Origin of the sequence: Clostridioides sp. ZZV14-6009, assembly GCF_020658095.1 — a bacterium.
Lineage (GTDB): Bacteria > Bacillota > Clostridia > Peptostreptococcales > Peptostreptococcaceae > Clostridioides.
In genome coordinates this window covers 224757-243366 of record NZ_JAGWDG010000002.1, presented here as the reverse complement: position 1 = coordinate 243366, position 18610 = coordinate 224757, and the positions used below count along the sequence as shown (strand labels likewise).

Annotated in this window: 16 protein-coding genes; 7 read left to right on the top strand and 9 right to left on the bottom strand. The window is 28.3% G+C overall.

Annotated elements, in window-relative coordinates:
• The first annotated feature begins 101 nt into the window (after positions 1 to 101).
• Both KGF36_RS04425 and KGF36_RS04420 read left to right on the top strand, forming a co-directional pair.
• A complete protein-coding gene (locus KGF36_RS04425; RefSeq protein WP_227827274.1) occupies positions 102 to 2030 on the top strand; it encodes an OPT family oligopeptide transporter in 1929 nt (642 codons plus the stop codon).
• Entirely contained in the window at positions 2017 to 2370 is a 354-nt protein-coding gene (locus tag KGF36_RS04420) for a PqqD family protein (protein WP_227827275.1), read from the top strand. Before KGF36_RS04425 ends, KGF36_RS04420 begins: the two co-directional genes overlap by 14 nt.
• 146 nt (positions 2371 to 2516) lie before the next feature.
• On the opposite strand, the gene KGF36_RS04415 is transcribed toward KGF36_RS04420, so the two are convergent.
• The 4 genes from KGF36_RS04415 to KGF36_RS04400 form a co-directional block, all read right to left on the bottom strand.
• Positions 2517 to 4436, bottom strand: coding sequence for an ABC-F family ATP-binding cassette domain-containing protein (locus KGF36_RS04415; protein ID WP_227854571.1), 1920 nt, complete (start codon positions 4434 to 4436; stop codon positions 2517 to 2519).
• A gap of 25 nt (positions 4437 to 4461) precedes the next feature.
• Positions 4462 to 5244 (bottom strand): M15 family metallopeptidase, encoded by a 783-nt coding sequence (locus KGF36_RS04410; protein WP_227827276.1) that lies wholly within the window; start codon positions 5242 to 5244, stop codon positions 4462 to 4464.
• 81 nt (positions 5245 to 5325) lie between these two features.
• Positions 5326 to 6774: a transcriptional regulator DdlR gene (gene ddlR, locus KGF36_RS04405; protein WP_227827277.1), complete on the bottom strand. Its 1449-nt coding sequence runs from the start codon at positions 6772 to 6774 to the stop codon at positions 5326 to 5328.
• Between the two features lie 23 nt (positions 6775 to 6797).
• The gene (locus tag KGF36_RS04400) at positions 6798 to 7697 is read right to left on the bottom strand and encodes a D-alanine--D-alanine ligase (protein WP_227854570.1); all 900 of its coding nucleotides are present in this window, start codon (positions 7695 to 7697) and stop codon (positions 6798 to 6800) included.
• A gap of 259 nt (positions 7698 to 7956) precedes the next feature.
• Here KGF36_RS04400 and KGF36_RS04395 point away from each other — a divergent pair, with 259 nt between their 5' ends.
• Both KGF36_RS04395 and KGF36_RS04390 read left to right on the top strand, forming a co-directional pair.
• Positions 7957 to 9213 (top strand): competence/damage-inducible protein A, encoded by a 1257-nt coding sequence (locus KGF36_RS04395; protein WP_227827279.1) that lies wholly within the window; start codon positions 7957 to 7959, stop codon positions 9211 to 9213.
• A 69-nt stretch (positions 9214 to 9282) separates the two neighbouring features.
• A complete protein-coding gene (locus KGF36_RS04390) occupies positions 9283 to 10062 on the top strand; it encodes an HAD family hydrolase (RefSeq protein WP_227827280.1) in 780 nt (259 codons plus the stop codon).
• A 192-nt stretch (positions 10063 to 10254) separates the two neighbouring features.
• Here the strand turns inward: KGF36_RS04390 and KGF36_RS04385 are convergent, their stop codons facing one another.
• Both KGF36_RS04385 and KGF36_RS04380 read right to left on the bottom strand, forming a co-directional pair.
• Positions 10255 to 10839 carry a zinc dependent phospholipase C family protein gene (locus tag KGF36_RS04385; protein WP_227827281.1) on the bottom strand — a complete coding sequence of 195 codons (585 nt, stop codon included), beginning with the start codon at positions 10837 to 10839 and terminating at the stop codon, positions 10255 to 10257.
• Positions 10840 to 11038: 199 nt separating this feature from the next.
• Positions 11039 to 12460: a sigma-54 interaction domain-containing protein gene (locus KGF36_RS04380; protein ID WP_227850173.1), complete on the bottom strand. Its 1422-nt coding sequence runs from the start codon at positions 12458 to 12460 to the stop codon at positions 11039 to 11041.
• A 325-nt stretch (positions 12461 to 12785) separates the two neighbouring features.
• On the opposite strand from KGF36_RS04380, the gene KGF36_RS04375 reads away from it, so the two are divergent.
• Positions 12786 to 13730 carry a DMT family transporter gene (locus tag KGF36_RS04375; protein ID WP_227850174.1) on the top strand — a complete coding sequence of 315 codons (945 nt, stop codon included), beginning with the start codon at positions 12786 to 12788 and terminating at the stop codon, positions 13728 to 13730.
• Between the two features lie 204 nt (positions 13731 to 13934).
• On the opposite strand, the gene KGF36_RS04370 is transcribed toward KGF36_RS04375, so the two are convergent.
• Together KGF36_RS04370 and KGF36_RS04365 are read right to left on the bottom strand one after the other, a co-directional pair.
• A complete protein-coding gene (locus KGF36_RS04370) occupies positions 13935 to 14876 on the bottom strand; it encodes a TIGR01212 family radical SAM protein (protein ID WP_227827284.1) in 942 nt (313 codons plus the stop codon).
• A 118-nt stretch (positions 14877 to 14994) separates the two neighbouring features.
• The gene (locus tag KGF36_RS04365; protein ID WP_227854569.1) at positions 14995 to 15543 is read right to left on the bottom strand and encodes a DUF308 domain-containing protein; all 549 of its coding nucleotides are present in this window, start codon (positions 15541 to 15543) and stop codon (positions 14995 to 14997) included.
• A gap of 152 nt (positions 15544 to 15695) precedes the next feature.
• Here KGF36_RS04365 and KGF36_RS04360 point away from each other — a divergent pair, with 152 nt between their 5' ends.
• Complete coding sequence (locus KGF36_RS04360; protein ID WP_227827286.1) at positions 15696 to 16124, top strand: DMT family transporter; 429 nt, start codon at positions 15696 to 15698, stop codon at positions 16122 to 16124.
• A gap of 90 nt (positions 16125 to 16214) precedes the next feature.
• Entirely contained in the window at positions 16215 to 16865 is a 651-nt protein-coding gene (locus KGF36_RS04355; RefSeq protein WP_227434322.1) for a diphthine--ammonia ligase, read from the top strand.
• A gap of 116 nt (positions 16866 to 16981) precedes the next feature.
• On the opposite strand, the gene KGF36_RS04350 is transcribed toward KGF36_RS04355, so the two are convergent.
• Positions 16982 to 18331: an MATE family efflux transporter gene (locus KGF36_RS04350; RefSeq protein ID WP_227854568.1), complete on the bottom strand. Its 1350-nt coding sequence runs from the start codon at positions 18329 to 18331 to the stop codon at positions 16982 to 16984.
• Positions 18332 to 18610 lie beyond the last annotated feature (279 nt).

The window sequence follows — 18610 nt, the reverse complement described above, 5'->3', positions numbered from 1 at the left end:
ATTTTAGTAGTTTTTACTCGCTATTTGTAAAATAATAAAAAGTTAAGTTTTATATGTATATATGTTATAATATATACAAACTGAAAAGGGGTGAAAATTTTATGAACAAAAAATTACCTAAGGGAGCTTATGGTGAGGTTAGTGGAAAAGATTACGTTCCATACATCACAGATAAGTCCAGAACCGGTGGAAATGTAGCTGTACTGATTATCGGTATTATTTTAGCTGCCATTTTTGCCGCATCTACAACTTATTCTGGAATGAAAGCTGGTCTTACAGTTGCAGCAGGTATTCCAGGAGCTATAATAGGTTCTGCTTTTGTTGGAGCATTTGCTCGTCAAAAGGGTATTCTTGGTAAGAATTTAATCCAAGGTATGTCAAGTGGTGGAGAATCTGTTGCAAGTGGATTCATTTTCGTATTACCAGCAGTTATCTTAATTGGAAGCCAAATTACATTTTTAGAAGGCTTAGCTGTTGGAGTTGGTGGTGTTTTCTTTGGTATAGGAGTTGCAGCAATAGTTCACAATTATTTAATAGTTGAAGAACATGGTAAACTTATGTACCCAGAATCAATGGCTATATCTGAAACACTTGTTGCTTCAGAGGCTGGTGGAGACTCAATTAAATACATGGGAATTGGATTTGTAATAAGTGGATTTATCACTGTATTAACTGGTTCATTTTTAAATGTAGCAAACAATGTAATGAGTCTTGTAGGAAGTAAATTCTACAAATGGAAATTTGATATTGAAGTAAACCCTCTACTTTTAGGAATTGGGTTTATAGTAGGACTTGAAGTTTCTTTAACAATGTTTGCAGGAAGTATCTTATCAAACTTTGGTATTGCACCTTTAATAGGTTACTTTACTGATATGGCTAAAGATGGAGCTATGGTATGGAATAATCCTGCGATGCCTCTTAATCAAATGGATGTTGGAGCTATATCTAGTAGTTATGTAAAATATATAGGTGCTGGTATGATGCTTTGTGGAGGTATTATTGGTGCAATAAAACTTATTCCAACTATAATCGCTTCTATAAAAGAAACACTTAAAGCTAAATCAAGTACTGGAGATGCAGAAGAAGGTTCATCTATACAAATGATACTTTTATTAGGTGGAGTAGTAGTTGGATTCTTAGCAGCGTTCTTAATTTCTGGTAACATTGCTATGGCAATTATTGGAGCTATCATATCTCTTTTATTATCTTTATTATTCGTCATAGTAGCTGGACGTTTAACAGGAACAATAGGAACATCAAATCTTCCAGTTTCTGGTATGACTATAGCTTCTTTAGTTATTGTAACATTAGTATTTGTTGTAATGGGATGGACTGATTTAGAAGCTAATAAATCATTACTTTTATTTGGGTCATTTATAGTTGTTGCTATTGCTATAGCTGGAGGATATACTCAATCTCAAAAAGTAACTTACATCATTGGTGGTAGTAAAAACGAAATGCAACGTTACTTCACAATTGCAAGTATAGTTGGTGTTATAGTTGTTGTAGGAGTAATCTTATTACTTTCTGACCAACTTAAAGCTACTGGTGATAATGTACAATTTGCATTACCACAAGCAAACTTAATGTCAACATTAACTTCTGGTATTATGTCAGGTAGTTTACCTTGGGTTATGATTATTGTTGGAGTATTTATGGCAATTGTGTTATATGCATTAAAATTACCAATAATGACTATAGCTATAGGATTCTATTTACCAATAGCAACAACTTCTATAATATTAGTTGGAGCATTAATTCGTCTATTTGTTGAATTAGTATCTAAATCTGAAAAAGAAAAAGAAGCTAAAGTTTCTAATGGTATAAGTTTATCTTCTGGTCTTGTTGCAGGTGGATCTATCATTGGTTTAATAGGTATAATATTACAAGTAACTGGAGTTATAACTCCAAAAGTACCAAGTGGATTTGCTGCGACAAATTCAATGGCAATTGCTTTACTAGTAGTTCTAGTTGTACTTACAGCATTACCTATTATTTTATCTAAAGTAAAAAATAATGAGCAAGAGTAATGATGTTTTAGATATTGTATTTAAAATTACTGATGGACTTGAATATGAAGTAGATGAAAATAGTATTGTAACTATACTTGAAAAACAGGACCATAAGATTCAAAGATTTTTTAGAAAGTTAAAAGCTAGAATACCTAAATATAAAAAAATAGAGCTAGATGAATATTCTAGTTTCGTATTTTTACAAATTGATGGTCAAAAGACTGTTAGAGAAATAGGTGAAAACTTAGAATCCAAATATGGAGAAGAATCTCATCCACTTTATGAAAGGTTGTTGGTTTTTTTAAATCATATTGATGTCAATTGTCACTATGTTGAAAGAATGGATATAGACATATAAGAAAGAATTATTATAGGATATATCTGAATATAAAAATTAGAAGATAGTTATAAAAGAGCTATATGTTTTTAAAGACATATAGCTCTTTTAAATATTTATAACTTATAAACTTAAAGTAAAGGTCACTAAACTTAGATATTTTAATATTATTTATTATTAGCTATTTCGTCAGCTAAATTATTTAGATATTCCCATCTTTCATATTTGTACTCAAGTTCTTTTTCCAGTTTTGATTTTTCATCTAAAATTTCTTGAAGTTTAGTAAAATCAGTTGCAAATTTTGAAGTACTTTCATCAAGTTTTGCAATTTTAGATTCAAGTTTTTCTATGTCAGAATCAATATTTTCAAACTCTCTTTGCTCATTATATGAGAATTTAAGTTTTTTATCATTTTTAGGTTTTTCTTTTTTTGGAGTAGTTGAATCATCATTTTTAAGTGATTCTTTTTTAGACTCTTCAAATTCAATTCCTTGAATTTCTCTATAAATAAGATAGTCACTATAATTACCTGTATAAATATGAATTTTTCCATTTCCTTCATATGCGAATATTTTATTACAGATTCTATCTAGGAAGTATCTATCATGTGATACTGTAATTACTACACCTTTAAATTCATCAAGATATTCCTCTAATATTTTTAGTGTTTCAATATCTAAGTCGTTTGTAGGCTCATCCAAAAGAAGTACATTAGGAGCTGTCATAAGAATTCTAAGAAGGTGTAGTCTTCTTCTTTCACCACCAGATAGTTTACCTATCAAAGTATACTGCATAGTACCATTAAAAAGGAATCTTTCACACATTTGAGAAGCTGTAATCCTAGTACCATCAGAAGTTTCTATATAATCGCTAGCTTCTTTTACATAGTCTATAGCCCTTATATTAATGTCCATATGAGAATCATCTTGAGAAAAGCAACCTATTTTTACAGTTTCTCCAATTGAGATATATCCACTATCAGGGGCCAATTTCCCATTTATTATGTTTATTAGAGTTGATTTACCCATACCATTTTTACCTATTATACCAATTCTATCTGCACGTGCTAAAGTATATTCTAAGCTATCTATGACTGTATTTTCTTCAAAAGATTTAGATATATTGTGTATTTCTATTATTTTATTTCCAAGTCTACTTGAGGCAACAGATATATCGATATTTTCATCAAGTTTGAAAGAGTCTCTATTTACGAGTTCATCAAATCTTTGTAGACGAGCTTTTTGTTTTGTACTACGAGCTTGAGCTCCACGTCTAACCCAAGCAAGCTCTGTTCTAATTAAATTCTGTCGTTTATCTTCCATACTTGATTCTAATGTAAGTCTTTCCATTTTCTTTTCTAAAAATATTGAATAATTACCATCATAGCTAAATAATCTACCTTTATCTAATTCAATTATTCTATTTGTAACATGGTCTAAAAAATATCTATCATGAGTTATCATAAGCAATGAACCTTTTCTTGAATTTAGGTATTCTTCAAGCCAATCGATGGTATCATTATCTAGATGGTTTGTTGGTTCATCTAGTATTAAAAGCTCACAAGGAGTAATAAGAGCTGAGGCTAGAGAAACTCTTTTTCTTTGACCACCAGAAAGCTCTATTATTTTTTGATTAAAATCATTTATACCAAGCTTAGTAAGTACAGATTTGGCTTCACTTTCTAAATCCCAAAGATTTAAAGCATCTATCTTCTCATGTATAGATAATAACTTTTTATTTAGTTCATCTGTAAAATTAGAATTAAGTTTTTCTAAAGTTTCTTGATACTTACCAAGTAGTTTTAATTCTTCTGAAGTCCCATTAAATACTTGTTCTAGAACAGTTGAATTTTCATTATAAGTTGGGTTTTGAGGAAGATATTCTACTCTAGTACCATTAGCCTTTGTTATATTGCCAGTTTCACTTTCTTCAGCTCCTGCAATAATTTTAAGTAAAGTAGATTTACCAGTACCATTTACACCAATAAGTCCTATTTTTTCTCCATCATTGATACCAAGAGATATATTTTCAAGTAATTTTTTTTCAGAATAGCTTTTACTTATGTTTTCCAATGTCATTAAATTCATATAATTCACCTTTATTTCTAATCTATTATTTTTCAAAATGTTGGTAATCTGGGTTTTTCCAATATCCGCCCCAACTCCAACCTCTGCTTACAAAAGCATTATAACAATCATCACCCTTTTTTATCATTCCAAATTTTAAAGTAGACCTATCTGCATAAACAGTGCTTACCTTAGGGCTAATATTGTCTCCAGAAACATGTGGGTTTTGCAATGGATTTATATCTATGGCTCGTCCTTTACCATGATTTGAGACAGTATTTGTACCAGCTACAGTTCTATAACAAAATGCAGATGTATTATTATCAGACATAGATTTTTCATCTACAGCGTCATAATCATCTATTAATTTAATTTTTTCAATTGGATATTTTTTTTCATATAATTCTTTAAAAATATCGACAACTTCTGGAGCTAGTTCACTATTTACTATCATTTCACCTTGATGAGTTTTTTCATCAAATCCGTAGTAGGTAAGTTTCAAGTAAGATAAACTATCAAAGCTTATAGGTTCATCAGAAGGCATAGATTTACCAATCATTTTGTTTTTTATATTATCTGGTATTGAAGAAGATGAAAAAGTAGGCTTAATATTGTTATCTTCCTGCTTTTTAGTAGAGTTTTGATTATTTTTAGAATCATCTGTTGTATTATTTTTATCTTGCATAGTTTCTTGACTTTTTATATTATCTTTTTTGTTGGATTTAGAGAAAAATATCTCATATATAGATAGTAAGGCAAGAAATAATACAGTTATTACAATTGTTAGTTTTAATTTATTAATCTTCTTTCGTTTTGACTTTTTACTCATATTATCCCCCATGTTAGATTCATATAAACTATATATATTATACCTCATAAAAATAAACTAGGCTAACAATATTTAGTTAACCTAGGACATTTCATATATAGTTTCTCCTATTATTTTTATACCAGTTTCAATATCCTCAAAAGAGAGTCTCGAAAATCCAAGTCTTAAAGTGTCAGAACCAGAGCCATCTGTAAAGAATAAATCTCCAGGCATGAAGATAACATTTTTTTTATAACATTTTTCTAGTAACTTTCTAGTATCTATATTCTTAAGCTTTATAAATATATGCAAGCCACCATCACCTAAGATATATTCCGTTTGTATATATTTTTTTACACATTCATAGGCGAAGTTAAATTTATCCCCATAGAATTTACGTATTTTTTTTACGTATTTTTCAAATCCCCCATTACTTAAATAATCAAATAAAATACCTTGGTCTAAAAAAGATACATGTATATTTCTGCACCTTTTTACACTTTCTAACTTATCTATAACTTTTTTATCTGCAAATATCCATCCAATCCTCATTCCAGGAAATAAAATTTTTGAAAAACTACCAATATACACAACGCCATTATTCATATTATCAAGAGAGCAGATGGGAAATATATGAGAACTATTGTAGAGTAACTCTTCATTAAAGCCATCTTCTATAATTGCTATATTGTATTTTTTCATAAGGTTATAGAATCTATATCTATTTTCAGGAGTCATTACAATTCCCGTTGGATTATGATAAGAAGGAGTAATATATGCAAATTTTATTTTATTTTTGTACTCAATTAAACGATTTTCGAGAATATTGAAATCTAAACCATTTTCACATATATCCACACCTAAAATATTGAGATTGTGTGACTTCATAATTTTTATAGCTGTGTTGTGAGTAGGATTTTCACAGATTATATAGTCTTTTTCTTGAGTGAAAGAGGACATAATAATATCAAAGCCTTCTGTAAATCCATTTGTAATTAATATATCTTTGTTATTAATATCAACCCCCTTATTTGTCATATATTCCAGCAAATAGTCAATAAGAGGTTTATAACCTTGTGCATATCCATAGTTAAGTAGTTTGTGACCTTCTAATGAGATTCTATTTAAAAAAGATTTTTTTAATTCCTCCATATCAAATAAATCTCCATCGGGAGATATACTTTTAAATGATATTAGGTTAGAGCTCCAAGGTATTTCACTTTTTATAATATCTAATTCATTAGCTTTTTTAGAGTATGTATTCTCTAAACAATCCCAATTTAAAGACCATGTAGTGTTCGAAGATTTATTTTTTGAATTAACAAATGTACCTTTTCCTGAAACAGAGTAGATTAAGCCTTCTGATTTTAGTTCTTCATAAGTTAAGACTATGGAATTTCTACTAACTTGTAAAAGCTGACTAAGCTCCCTTGTAGAAGGGAGCTTACTATTGTCTGGAATTAATCCTTTTGATATCATATCACTTATATAATTTTTAATTTGTATATAAATTGGTTCACTATCATTTAATCTTAGATTTGAAAATATCAAATTACCACCTCAAATTGTATTATCTAATTTAAAGAGTATTCTATAAGTTTATCTAATAATTGGCTATACTCAAGACCTTTAGCAGCAGCACTTCTAGGTATTAAACTAGTTTTAGTCATGCCAGGAAGAGTATTTAGCTCAAGAACATAAGGAATACCTTCACTTATAATCATATCAACTCTTACATATGCTTTGCAATTAAAAATTTTCCAACAAGTCTCAGAAATCTCATTTACTCTTTTTTGGAGTTCATCATCTAAATAAACAACTTCTTCTTTTGCTCCTTTTTCAAGTGAGTACTTAGCTTCATAATCAAAGAATCCTGAGTCTGATTTTATAGATATAGTAGGAAATACTTCGCCATTTAATATAAATGAAGTATATTCTCCACCTGGTATATATTTTTCAATCATTACAAACTCATCAACCTCTAAACCTTTACGAACTGCTTCTTCAACTTCATTTTTGGAATGAATAAAGAATGTAGCAACACTTGAACCTCCTGAATTTGGTTTTATAAATACTGGATATCCTATTTTATCTATCTCATCATAATTTATTTCATCAACTGATTTTACTAAAGCCCATGGAGCAGTAGGAAGGTCTGAATCTCTAAGCATTTTTTTAGTGATATTTTTGTCCATACACATTCCACTACAAAGAGGTCCACATCCAGAATATGGTATATCCATAGTCTCAAGTACTGATTGAATGCATCCATCTTCACCAAATTTTCCATGTAGTGCTAGTACTGCAAAATCTGTATCTTCTGGTATTTTTGTAAATATATCTCTTTTATCATCTATTATTACCTTTACAACATTGTATTTACTTTTATCAAGGTTATTATATATTTCTTTTCCTGAATTTAAAGAAACTTCTCTCTCTGATGATATTCCACCCATTATAACTGCTATTTTCATATTATACACTCCTATTTTAAATTTTATTATTTTTAAATTAAATTTTTTAATTTACTTACTTAATTATATGAATTAATGGTTGATGATGAAAGTACCACTATATGCTAAGTTTATATTATGTGTGGTTTTAGAGTGATAATCTAACTTACAGATAGAGTTGAATGATTTTTTAACTTTATTTATGTTCTTATTTTTGCTAAAATTAGTGGTATGAACTTAAGACTAGTCTTAATGGCTATAAATCAAGGAGTGATAAAATTTGAAAGCAGAAATAATAAGTGTAGGAACAGAGATATTGTTGGGAGATATAGTAAATACGAATTCTCAATTTTTAGCTAAAGAACTTGCAGCATTGGGAATAGAAGTATATCATCAAAGTACAGTTGGAGACAATAAGCAGAGACTCTTAGAATGTTTTGATGAAAGCTTAAAAAGAAGTGATTTAGTAATTACTACAGGAGGTCTTGGACCAACTGGTGATGATATGACAAAAGAAACTGCAGCAGAGTATTTTGGACAAGAATTAGAATTACATAAACCATCATTAGAAGTCTTAGAATCATTCTTTGTTAAAACAGGAAAGAAAATGGCTGAAAATAATATGAAACAGGTATATTTTCCAAAGGATGCTATAGTATTAAAAAATAATAATGGAACAGCACCAGGAGCAATTTTAAAGAAAGATGATAAAAGTATAATAGTACTACCTGGACCTCCAAGAGAAATGAAGGCAATGTTTAATGAGAGTGTCAAACCTTACCTACAACAATTTACAAAGGAAATGCTAGTATCAAAAACTTTAAGATTGTATGGAATAGGTGAGTCAAATCTAGAATTGGAAATTTTAGATATAATTGATGAGCAAACTAATCCAACAGTTGCTTTGTATGCAAAGGAATTAGAAGTTACAATAAGAATAACTGCAAAAGCTGAAAATGAAGAACTAGCTTTTGAATTGATAAAACCAGTAGAAGAAAAGATAAAGGATAGAGTAGGGAAATATGTATATACTGAAGGAGATATTTCAGTATCTGAAGGAGAGTCTGCATTAGAGGATGCTGTTTCTAAGCTTCTTGTAGAAAAAAACTTAACAATAGCAGTGGCTGAATCTTGTACTGGAGGTTTGGTATCTTCATCTCTTATAAACTATCCAGGAATATCTTCTGTATTTCTTGAAGGATGTGTAACATATTCTAATGAATCCAAAATGAAAAGATTGGGAGTAAAAAAAGAAACTTTAGAAGACTTTGGAGCAGTAAGTGAGCAAACAGCAATAGAAATGGCTGAGGGCATTGCTAAAGGGTTTGGAGCTAATATAGGCATATCTACAACTGGAGTAGCTGGACCTGGTGGAGGGACCGAGGAAAAGCCTGTAGGACTTGTTTATACTGCAATATATATAAATGGAAAAACAATAGTGAAGAAAAATATATTTAATGGAGATAGAAGAAAGATAAGATTAAGAGCTACTAGAGATTTACTTAATGAACTGAGAATACAATTAGAAAAACTTTAAATTATTATGATATTGGGTATATTTAAAGTATTGATATAATATAAAATCATTTTTGGAGGCTTTTAATTTATGATAAAACATATATTTTGTGATTTAGATGGAACTTTATATGAAAATGGAGCTATAACAAAAGAGGACATAGCAGCAATTGAGGAAATAGAAAAAAGCGGAGTACAGTTTAATGTTGCTACAGGTAGGGTTTTTAAACAAGCTCGTGATATTATTGAAGGGAGCTTAGATATGAATGGCTATTATATATGTGAAAATGGCGCATTTATACATGATAAAGATTATAATGTGATTTTTAAGCAAACTATAGATGATAAATTAGTAAAAAAAGTTATTGATAGATTTGAATCAACTGATGCACAATTGTATTTTAAATATAAAGGAGATGTAATTGTAGATAGTGATACGACAGCTTTTAGACATTATTCTAGTGATTTTATAGTGGACCCTGATTTTGAGAAAAGAGATAGTTTTGATAATCTTATAGGTAATATTGGTATATGCTCTGAAAATTTAGAAGAGTTGTCTAGAATAGAGTTATATTTAAAACGTGAGTTTAGGGAAGTGTTGGAAATATATTTTTCTAGTACTTATACTTTAAACATAGTTCCTAAAAGTGTATCAAAAAGAGGTAGTATAGAACATGTAATAAAAACTCTGAATGTAAATCCAGATGAAGTTGCTACTATTGGAGATTCTCCAAATGATATTTGTATGTTAGAAGGTTTTAAATACAGTTTTGTAATGTCAAAGGCAAGAGAAGAAGTAAAACAAAGTGCAAATTATGTAGTAGATAGTGTAAAAAGTGCTATAGATGCTATAATAAAAATAAATAATTAGATATAAGATTGATGTTAAGTAATAAAAAACTAGTAAGTTATTTTTGTATGTTGATTTACTAAGTAATAAATTTTATAAGGTATTACCTATTCAGTATAAAAAATGACTGTTCAAGAGAATTATAAAACTAGATTTTATATTCTGTAGAGCAGTCATTTTGATTGTATTAATTGTCAGTTTAAAATTCTTAAGTTAACCACAATTTGCTATATGGTATGATTTTATTGTATTAGCTAAAATAGAATCTAATATATAATTTATAACACTATTGCAAGTATATGCTGAAAATTTTAAATCATTCATATAGTCGCTTTTATTTTTGTATTCATTGTAAAGTTTAACAAAAAATTTTTCAAATCCGTTATTTATAGTACTACCTTTAATTTTAGATAAATCAACATCCTTTGCAAATGCTCCAAGTTCTCTTTCATAAGTGACATGTTTGTTCAAACTATGCTTAAATTCCCAGCGTTCACTATGAGCTAAGCAGAAAAAATCGCATAAAAAGTGGCAGATAACACCAAGCTCTTGACTAAGTCTACTTACTGAAAAATATTTAGAAACGCTGTCTATAGTAAGACTGCACAGATATTTTATTTTAGAAGCAACCATATTAAATGATTCATCCATATAATGTTTTTTTAATTTGTATTTAGAAAAAGCATCTGGTTTTATATTACCATATATAAAATTTTTTTCGCTTATAAAGAATGTTTTATTTTCATCTATATTATTAAGTATCGATTTTGCCATAATAAAATGGGTATTCATTAACATATTTACACCTCGTATAGTTTATTAGACTTATTAAATATATTATTATGATATGATATTTATGATAAAAGTTTAATGGTAAATATATGAAATTAAGTCAATCACATTTATTTAAATAATTTCAACCATATTCATAATACCAGTAATTGGCGAAATTTACAATATGTAAATAATGTTAAGTTTTTATTTATCAAATTTAAAATTAAGTATTAGTATACTTTCTAATCAGTCTATTAGCTTTAGATTGGGAAATTTCAAGGAGTCTAGCTACTTTATAAGAACTGCCCAATTTTTCATAAGCATCTAAAATTACATTTTTTTCATACTCCATAATTAAAGTGTTAAAGTTTTTGTTTTTATAATCAATAGGTAGAGAATTATCTACGTCAGTTGTATATGTTGGAAAATTATTTCCACTATTGACAGTATTTACATTTTTAGTGAGTATATTTGGTAAATCGTCTGTTGTTATATGATTATCTCTACAAGTAAGTAAGATTTTTTGAATTATATTCTGTAACTCTCTTATATTACCTGGAAATCTGTAGTTTGCAATAATATTTATAGCTTCTTTTGAAATTGTCTTGTTTAGATTAAAGTCACTTGAATATCTATTAAAATAATATTTTATAATCTCTACTAAATTATCTTTTCTTTCTCTAAGTGGAGGGAGTTTTATTTCTATAACATTTAATCTATAATATAAATCTTCTCTAAATTTTTTTTCTTTTACTTTAGAAATTAAGTCAGCATTTGTAGCAGATATAATTCTTATGTCAACTTTTTTATTTTTTAAACTTCCAACAGGAGTAAAAGTCCTATCTTGTATCAATTGTAAAAATTTTGCCTGTAGATTTTGTGGTATATCACCTATTTCGTCTAAAAAAAGAGTTCCTCCATTAGCCAATTCTACAAGACCAACTTTACCTTTGGTACTTGCACCTGTAAAAGCACCTGAAGTATATCCAAAAAGTTCAGATTCAAGTAGTTGTGGAGATATGGTTGCACAGTTTATAGTTATAAATGGACCGCTTGCCCTGTTGCTGTTGTGATGTATATATCTAGCAAGTGAACTCTTTCCTGTTCCAGATTCTCCTAATAATAGTACACTTACATCAGTTTTAGAAACATGGTTGACTGTATTCATAATAGGTCTCATGACTACACCATCCATAATTACTGTGTCTTCAATCCTAAGAGCTGTTCTATATAGTGTTTCCACCTCAGATTTGTATTTTTTCACTTGTTTTTTTGTGTCTTCAAGTTTATTTTTTATATTATTAAGTTCGGTTATATCTCTACAATTTTCAACAGTGAATTCTAGCTCGCCGTTTTCATCAAATACAGGGCTTGCAGTTATAATAAGTTTTTTTCCTGTTTGAGTATCTTGTTCAAGTGAAAATTTAGACTTTGTTCTCAATACCACTGGTATGGGGCTTTTTGTTGAATATCCAGATTCTTCTAAGAAAGAAACGTTTTTCCCTAAAATATCCTCTTTTTTTAGACCATAATTTTCTTCAAATGCCTTATTACAATATATTATTATACCTTTATCATCAGATGCACATATTTCATCATGAGAAGCCTCTAATATTTTTTTATAAAACTCTAAATCTAAATTCATTTTCCCTATTTCCCCCCTAAATTTTTAATGATATATTAAAATAGGTTTAATTTATTAAATATAATTAAAAGTATAATCTTTATATAATACATAAATTTCAGTCTATTTTAACTTTAAATAAGTTATATATAACTTATTTTACAGTTAAAACGAGTCTAAATCAACTTAAAATATACTTGAAATTACTATAGAAAAGTTGAAAAACTAGTAATATTGTTGCAAATTCTAAGTTTTTAGTGTCGATATAAATAAAATAAAAGTGGCATGTTTTTTGCTTGATAAAAATGATGTGTATTGACTAAATAATAGTAGAGGGGTATTTAAGATGGGAGAAAAAAGTAAAGGGTATGTATTTATAGCAACAGCAGGAATCTTATGGGCTACACTTGGGTTGTTTGGAAAGTTTTTGATGGGAAATGGGCTGACATCAGAACAAGTAGCATTTACAAGATTATTTTTTGGATTTATAGTTTTAGGTGTTTATTCAGCTATAAGAACACCACATATTTTAAAAATAAACAAAAAAGGAATTATTTATTCAGTAATAATAGGAATTATATGTCAAGCTATGTTTAATTTATGTTACTTTAAAGCTATTGATACTGTAGGTGTATCTGTATCAGCAGTTTTATTGTATACATCGCCATTGTTTTTAGCTGTATTTTCAAAATTTTTTTATAAAGAGAGTATTACTAAAAGTAAAATATTTTCGCTGATTTTTTGCTTTATTGGTGCTATTATGGCAGTAACTGGTGGAAGTTTGAATTTTCAAAACTTAAGTACTATGGGCTTATTACTTGGAATATTATCTGCAATAGCGTATGCACTTATGCCAACTATTAGTAAGAATGCTTTAAAGGAATTTTCAAGTTCAACAATATTAGTTTACAGCTTTTTATTTGGAGCGATATTTATGATTCCTTCTGCTAGACCATGGGAAATATTAAATTATGCTAAAGATTTAAATATTTTATCTTGTATGTTGATGTTAGGAGTTGTTCCAGCAGCACTTGCATATATTTTTTATGCAGCAGGTATATCTAAAGGTGTAGAGCTATCTGTTGCAGGTGTTGTAGCATCAGTAGAATTAGTTGGTTCTGTTATAATTGGAGGCACTATGTTAGGAGAAAATTTTTCTATAGGAAAGCTGTTTGGAGTGATGCTAATGTTGATATCAGCTGTAATAGCACTTAATCTTTCTTATGATGGAATAAAAATGTTTTATAAGTCTAATAAATTAAAACAAACTGAAAAAACAGAAAGTATTTAAGACTATATATTTTGCCCTTGTACATTTGTATAGGAGTATTTTTTATTGTAATTTTTAATATGAAATTTGATTTGTGAACAATAAAATAACTATAGAATAAAATAACTATAGAATAAAATAACTATAGATATATTTATATTTTCTATAAATATATCTATAGTTATTATGTTATCTTTAATCACTATTTAATATGTTAATCATTATTTAATCTTGAATAAATTTACATCCCTGATAGGACTTTCGAGATTTTAATGTATCATCAATTTGATTTAAAATCTCCCATTTTTTTAAACTCCATAAAGGTCCAACAAGTTCATCTCTTTTACCATCACCAGTAAGTCTATGAATTATCATAGTTTCAGGTAATATTTCTAGTTGGTCACAAACAAGATTAATGTATTCATCTTGGCTCATAAGAGTTAACATCCCATTTTGAAGCATTTTCTCCATCGGAGTATCTTTTATAACATGTAATAGATGTATTTTTATACCATCTACATTCATTTTGCCGACTGCCTTAGCAGTTTCCATCATCATATTATAATCTTCACCAGGTAGACCATTTATAATGTGTACAACTACTTTTATATTTTTAGCCTTTAATTTTTCAACACCTTCAACAAATGCTTTATAATCATGTCCTCTATTTATAATTTTAGATGTAGAATCATGAATTGTCTGAAGTCCAAGTTCAACCCATAGATTAGTTCTTTCATTAAGTTCGGATAGATAATCGACTACATCATCTGGCAAACAGTCAGGCCTTGTTGAGATTGAAAGACCTATAACATCATCAAGAGATAGTATAGTTTCATATTTCTCTTTTAAAATCTCAAGAGGTGCATAAGTATTTGTATAAGCTTGAAAATAGCCAATATATTTAGCATGAGGCCATTTTTTTAACATCATTTCTCTTATATTATAAAATTGATTAATAAGATTATCCTTAGGATTTCCAGCAAAGTCGCCTGAACCTTCTTTACTGCAATAAGTACAACCACCATAGCCAATACTTCCGTCAATATTTGGGCAAGTAAATCCTGCATTTATTGATACTTTAAAGACTTTTTCTCCAAATGTATTTCTAAGGTAGTAATTCCAAGTATGATATCTTTTATTATCAAAAGCATATTTAAATTTATCCAAAGTAATCACCTATTTCTAATAAAATTGTACATTAAATTTGTACAAAAAACATATTACCACAAATAGGTGACTTAAACAAATTCTATTTTAAGTAAGGTAAAATAAAGCAATAAAATAATTAATATTTTCTAGATTTATTTCCAGAAAAAAATAGAGCAAGTCCAAATAATATTATGAAAAATGACATTATTGAGACTATAAATCTAGATAAAAATAGTGGTGACAATATAAGGCATATACCAAATAAAGTTTTAACTATATTCCAAGTTGTAAACTTAGAATATGGATTATTTTTACTATTTACAAATACTACAAGCTGATTAAAAATTAAATAAAATCCCAAAAGTAATGAGAAAATACTCTGTATTTTTTGAGGAAATACAAAAAGTAGTATACATGTAACTATTAGAATCCATTGAACATTGGTAGACGGTTTAATTTCTTCTTTAGCAGCATATTTTTTTAACTCATTGATGTTTTTAAGATTTAAATATGCAAAGAATAAAAGTGCAACACCAAAAGTCCAAGAGATTAATTTTATACCTAGAGTCTTAAACGTAATGCACAAGAATCCCAATATAACAAGTAACACTCCCATTATCATAAATTTAGTAGCATTTTCTTTTTTATTAAAGTTATCAAAATTGATATTAAAATTTGTATACATAAAATCACCTCCAAAATCAATAGAACAATTATAACAGAAATTTATATTCAAATAAAGCCACATAGTATAAAAATAAAACTCTACTTAGTAATTAATTAATAGGTTGTATCATAAACTCTTATTAATAGAATTATATAGGAGGAGGCTTGTCCATGACAAAATTATGGGCAATAATATTTGCATTATTGGCAGGTGGGTCTACTGCTCTTGAAGCTTTTATAAATGGAGAACTAGGTAAGAGTACAACAGCATTGGTTGCCACATTTATAAGTTTGACTGTAGGAGCAATATTTTTTTTAGCAAGCATAATAGTTGCTGGGGATTTAAAATGTTTAGTATCTTTAAATGATTTTAATTATAAGTTATTGTTAGGAGGAGTATTTGGAGGGCTAATAATATATTTTACAGTAAAAGCAATTCCAAACTTAGGGGTATCAAATACACTTATATTAACACTTGTATCTCAGGTTCTAATCGGCTTTTTTATTGATAGCGTGATTTTGGGACAAGAAACAATGCATTTATATAAATACATAGGGGTTATACTTTTAATTTTAGGTACATTCTTTATAGTAAACTAATGATTTAAAATACCATATAATTTGCTATATAACTTAAAAATTTGGTATAATTAGGATAGTAAGTAAAGTTAAAAGAAAGAGGTGTTAGGAATGGCTGATGAAAAATTTGTAATGTCATTTAGTGGTGGTAAAGATAGTATATTAGCATTAAATAGAATGTTGGAAAAAGGATATAAGCCTGTGGCACTCTTGACAACTATAAGTGAAGAACATGGAAAATCATGGACTCATAACTTAGAGCATAAGATGCTTAAACAAGTAAGTGATAGTATCGGACTACCTCTGTTAGTTGCTGAATGTGGAGTAGAAGGGTATGAAGAGAGTTTTGAGAGAGCTTTAATAAAAGCTAAAAACATGGGAGCAACAATATGTGCATATGGAGATATAGATATAGAAAGTCACAAAAAATGGGACTCTGACAGATGTGATGCAGTTGGGATGAAGGTAGAACTACCATTGTGGCAAGAAAGCAGAGAGGAATTGGTATATGAATTTATAGATAGTGGATTTTGTAGCGTCATAACAAAAGTAAACTTAAAGCATTTAGGAGAGGAATTTTTAGGAAAAAAATTAACTAGAGAACTTGTGAAAAAGATAAAAGAAACAGGCTCAGACCCATGTGGAGAGCATGGAGAGTATCATACATTTGTAGTAGATGGACCAGTATTTAGAACTCCTGTAGAATATGAAGTAAAAGGAAATGTAATAAAAGATGGTTATGGCTATTTAGAAATAAAATAAGTACATAAATAAAATACCTATTATACAATCTTAATGTATGCAAAGTATCGATGTTTGCAAGATTGTATAATAGGTATTCTTTATTTTATACATTATTATTTCTACTTTTGTTTAAGCTATTTTTTTAGACTAGAATCTAGTGTAGAAAAATTCTTCTTTAGGAAAATCATTGATGCAATAAGACATATAAATTCAGAAACAATAGTAGTCATCCATATTCCTTGACCACCAAACATTAGTATCATTACAATTAAACTTAGAGAGACAATTACAAGTCCTCTACCAAGAGATATAACTGTAGAAATTGATGGTTTTTCTACTGAAACAAAGAATCCTGAAATTATTACATTAAATCCAACTAATAAGAATGATATAGAGAATATTTTAAATACACGAACTCCTTCATTGAATAATAGAGTCTCTTCTGGGTGAATAAACAGAGAAACTATTGATTCTGAAAAAGTCATACAGATTGCAAATACAGCTATTGAAGCTATTATTGTAGCTTTTACTCCCATCTTCAATAATTTCTTTACATTATCGATGTTGCCTGCACCATAATAAAAACTAGTAAGTGGTTGCATACCCTGAGTTATACCCATCATAGTCATAAGAACCAATGTGTTTATATAGTTTATAACACTATAATAAATAAGAGCATTTTCTCCTATATATTTAGTAAGGCTCAAGTTAAAAAGTAAAACAACTATACCACAACTTAATTCAGTAGTTGAATCAGGGAAACCTATAAAGAGGATTTTTCTAAGTGTCTTAAAACTAACCTTAAATTTAGAAAAATTCAAAGTTGAGTTTTTTCTCAAAAAGTGTATTAAGAAAAAAACAGTAGAAAAAACTTGAGACAAACCAGTCGCAATACCAGCACCCTTTACGCCCCATCCAAACTCTATTACAAATAAATAATCTAGTATGATGTTTGTAAGGGCTGATATTATAACACCAACAGTAGCCAATATTGGGAATCCATCAGTTTTTATTATAACTTCTAAAGAATAGGAAACTATAAAAAAACCATTAAAAAATATTATTATTCCTAGGTAGTCTTTAACCATACCGATTGTAGATTCTGTGGCACCTAAAAATAGTGCCAATTTATCTAAGTTAAAAAAGGTTACTGCCAATATAATTAATGATAGTATAATTATTGATACTAAGTTAAATGAAAAAACTTCATTTGCAGATTTGATATCTTTTTTGCCCAGATAAATTGCAATTATAGTAGAGGCACCAGTTGAAAATAACAAAGAAACTGCAAATATAAAATTAATAAAAGGCATAGATATATTAACAGCAGCTAAGGCTAATTCTCCAACTCCTTTACTTACAAATATTCCATCAACCATTGTATACAATGAGAAAACCCACATTGCAACTACAGATGGAGCTAAGTATTTAAAAAACCTCTTGCCCAAACTTATGTTTTCGTCTATAGATATTTTTGTATCCATTTATTATCACTCCTTGTAAAGCTATTATAAAAATTATGAAACTATTAATTAATAATTTTATTTATTACTAATATAGATGATAAACTATGGTATAGTACCAATGTCAACAGCAAATAATAAATAATAGTAATTTCAAAGGTTTTATAAAAGTAAAAGGAGATGATTCAAATTTTCATTTTGAGATAACCCCTTTTTGTTATTTGAGATTATTATAATTATAATATCATTTTCAAAAAAATAATAAAAAAATATAATTATAATAGAATAGTTTATAATGTA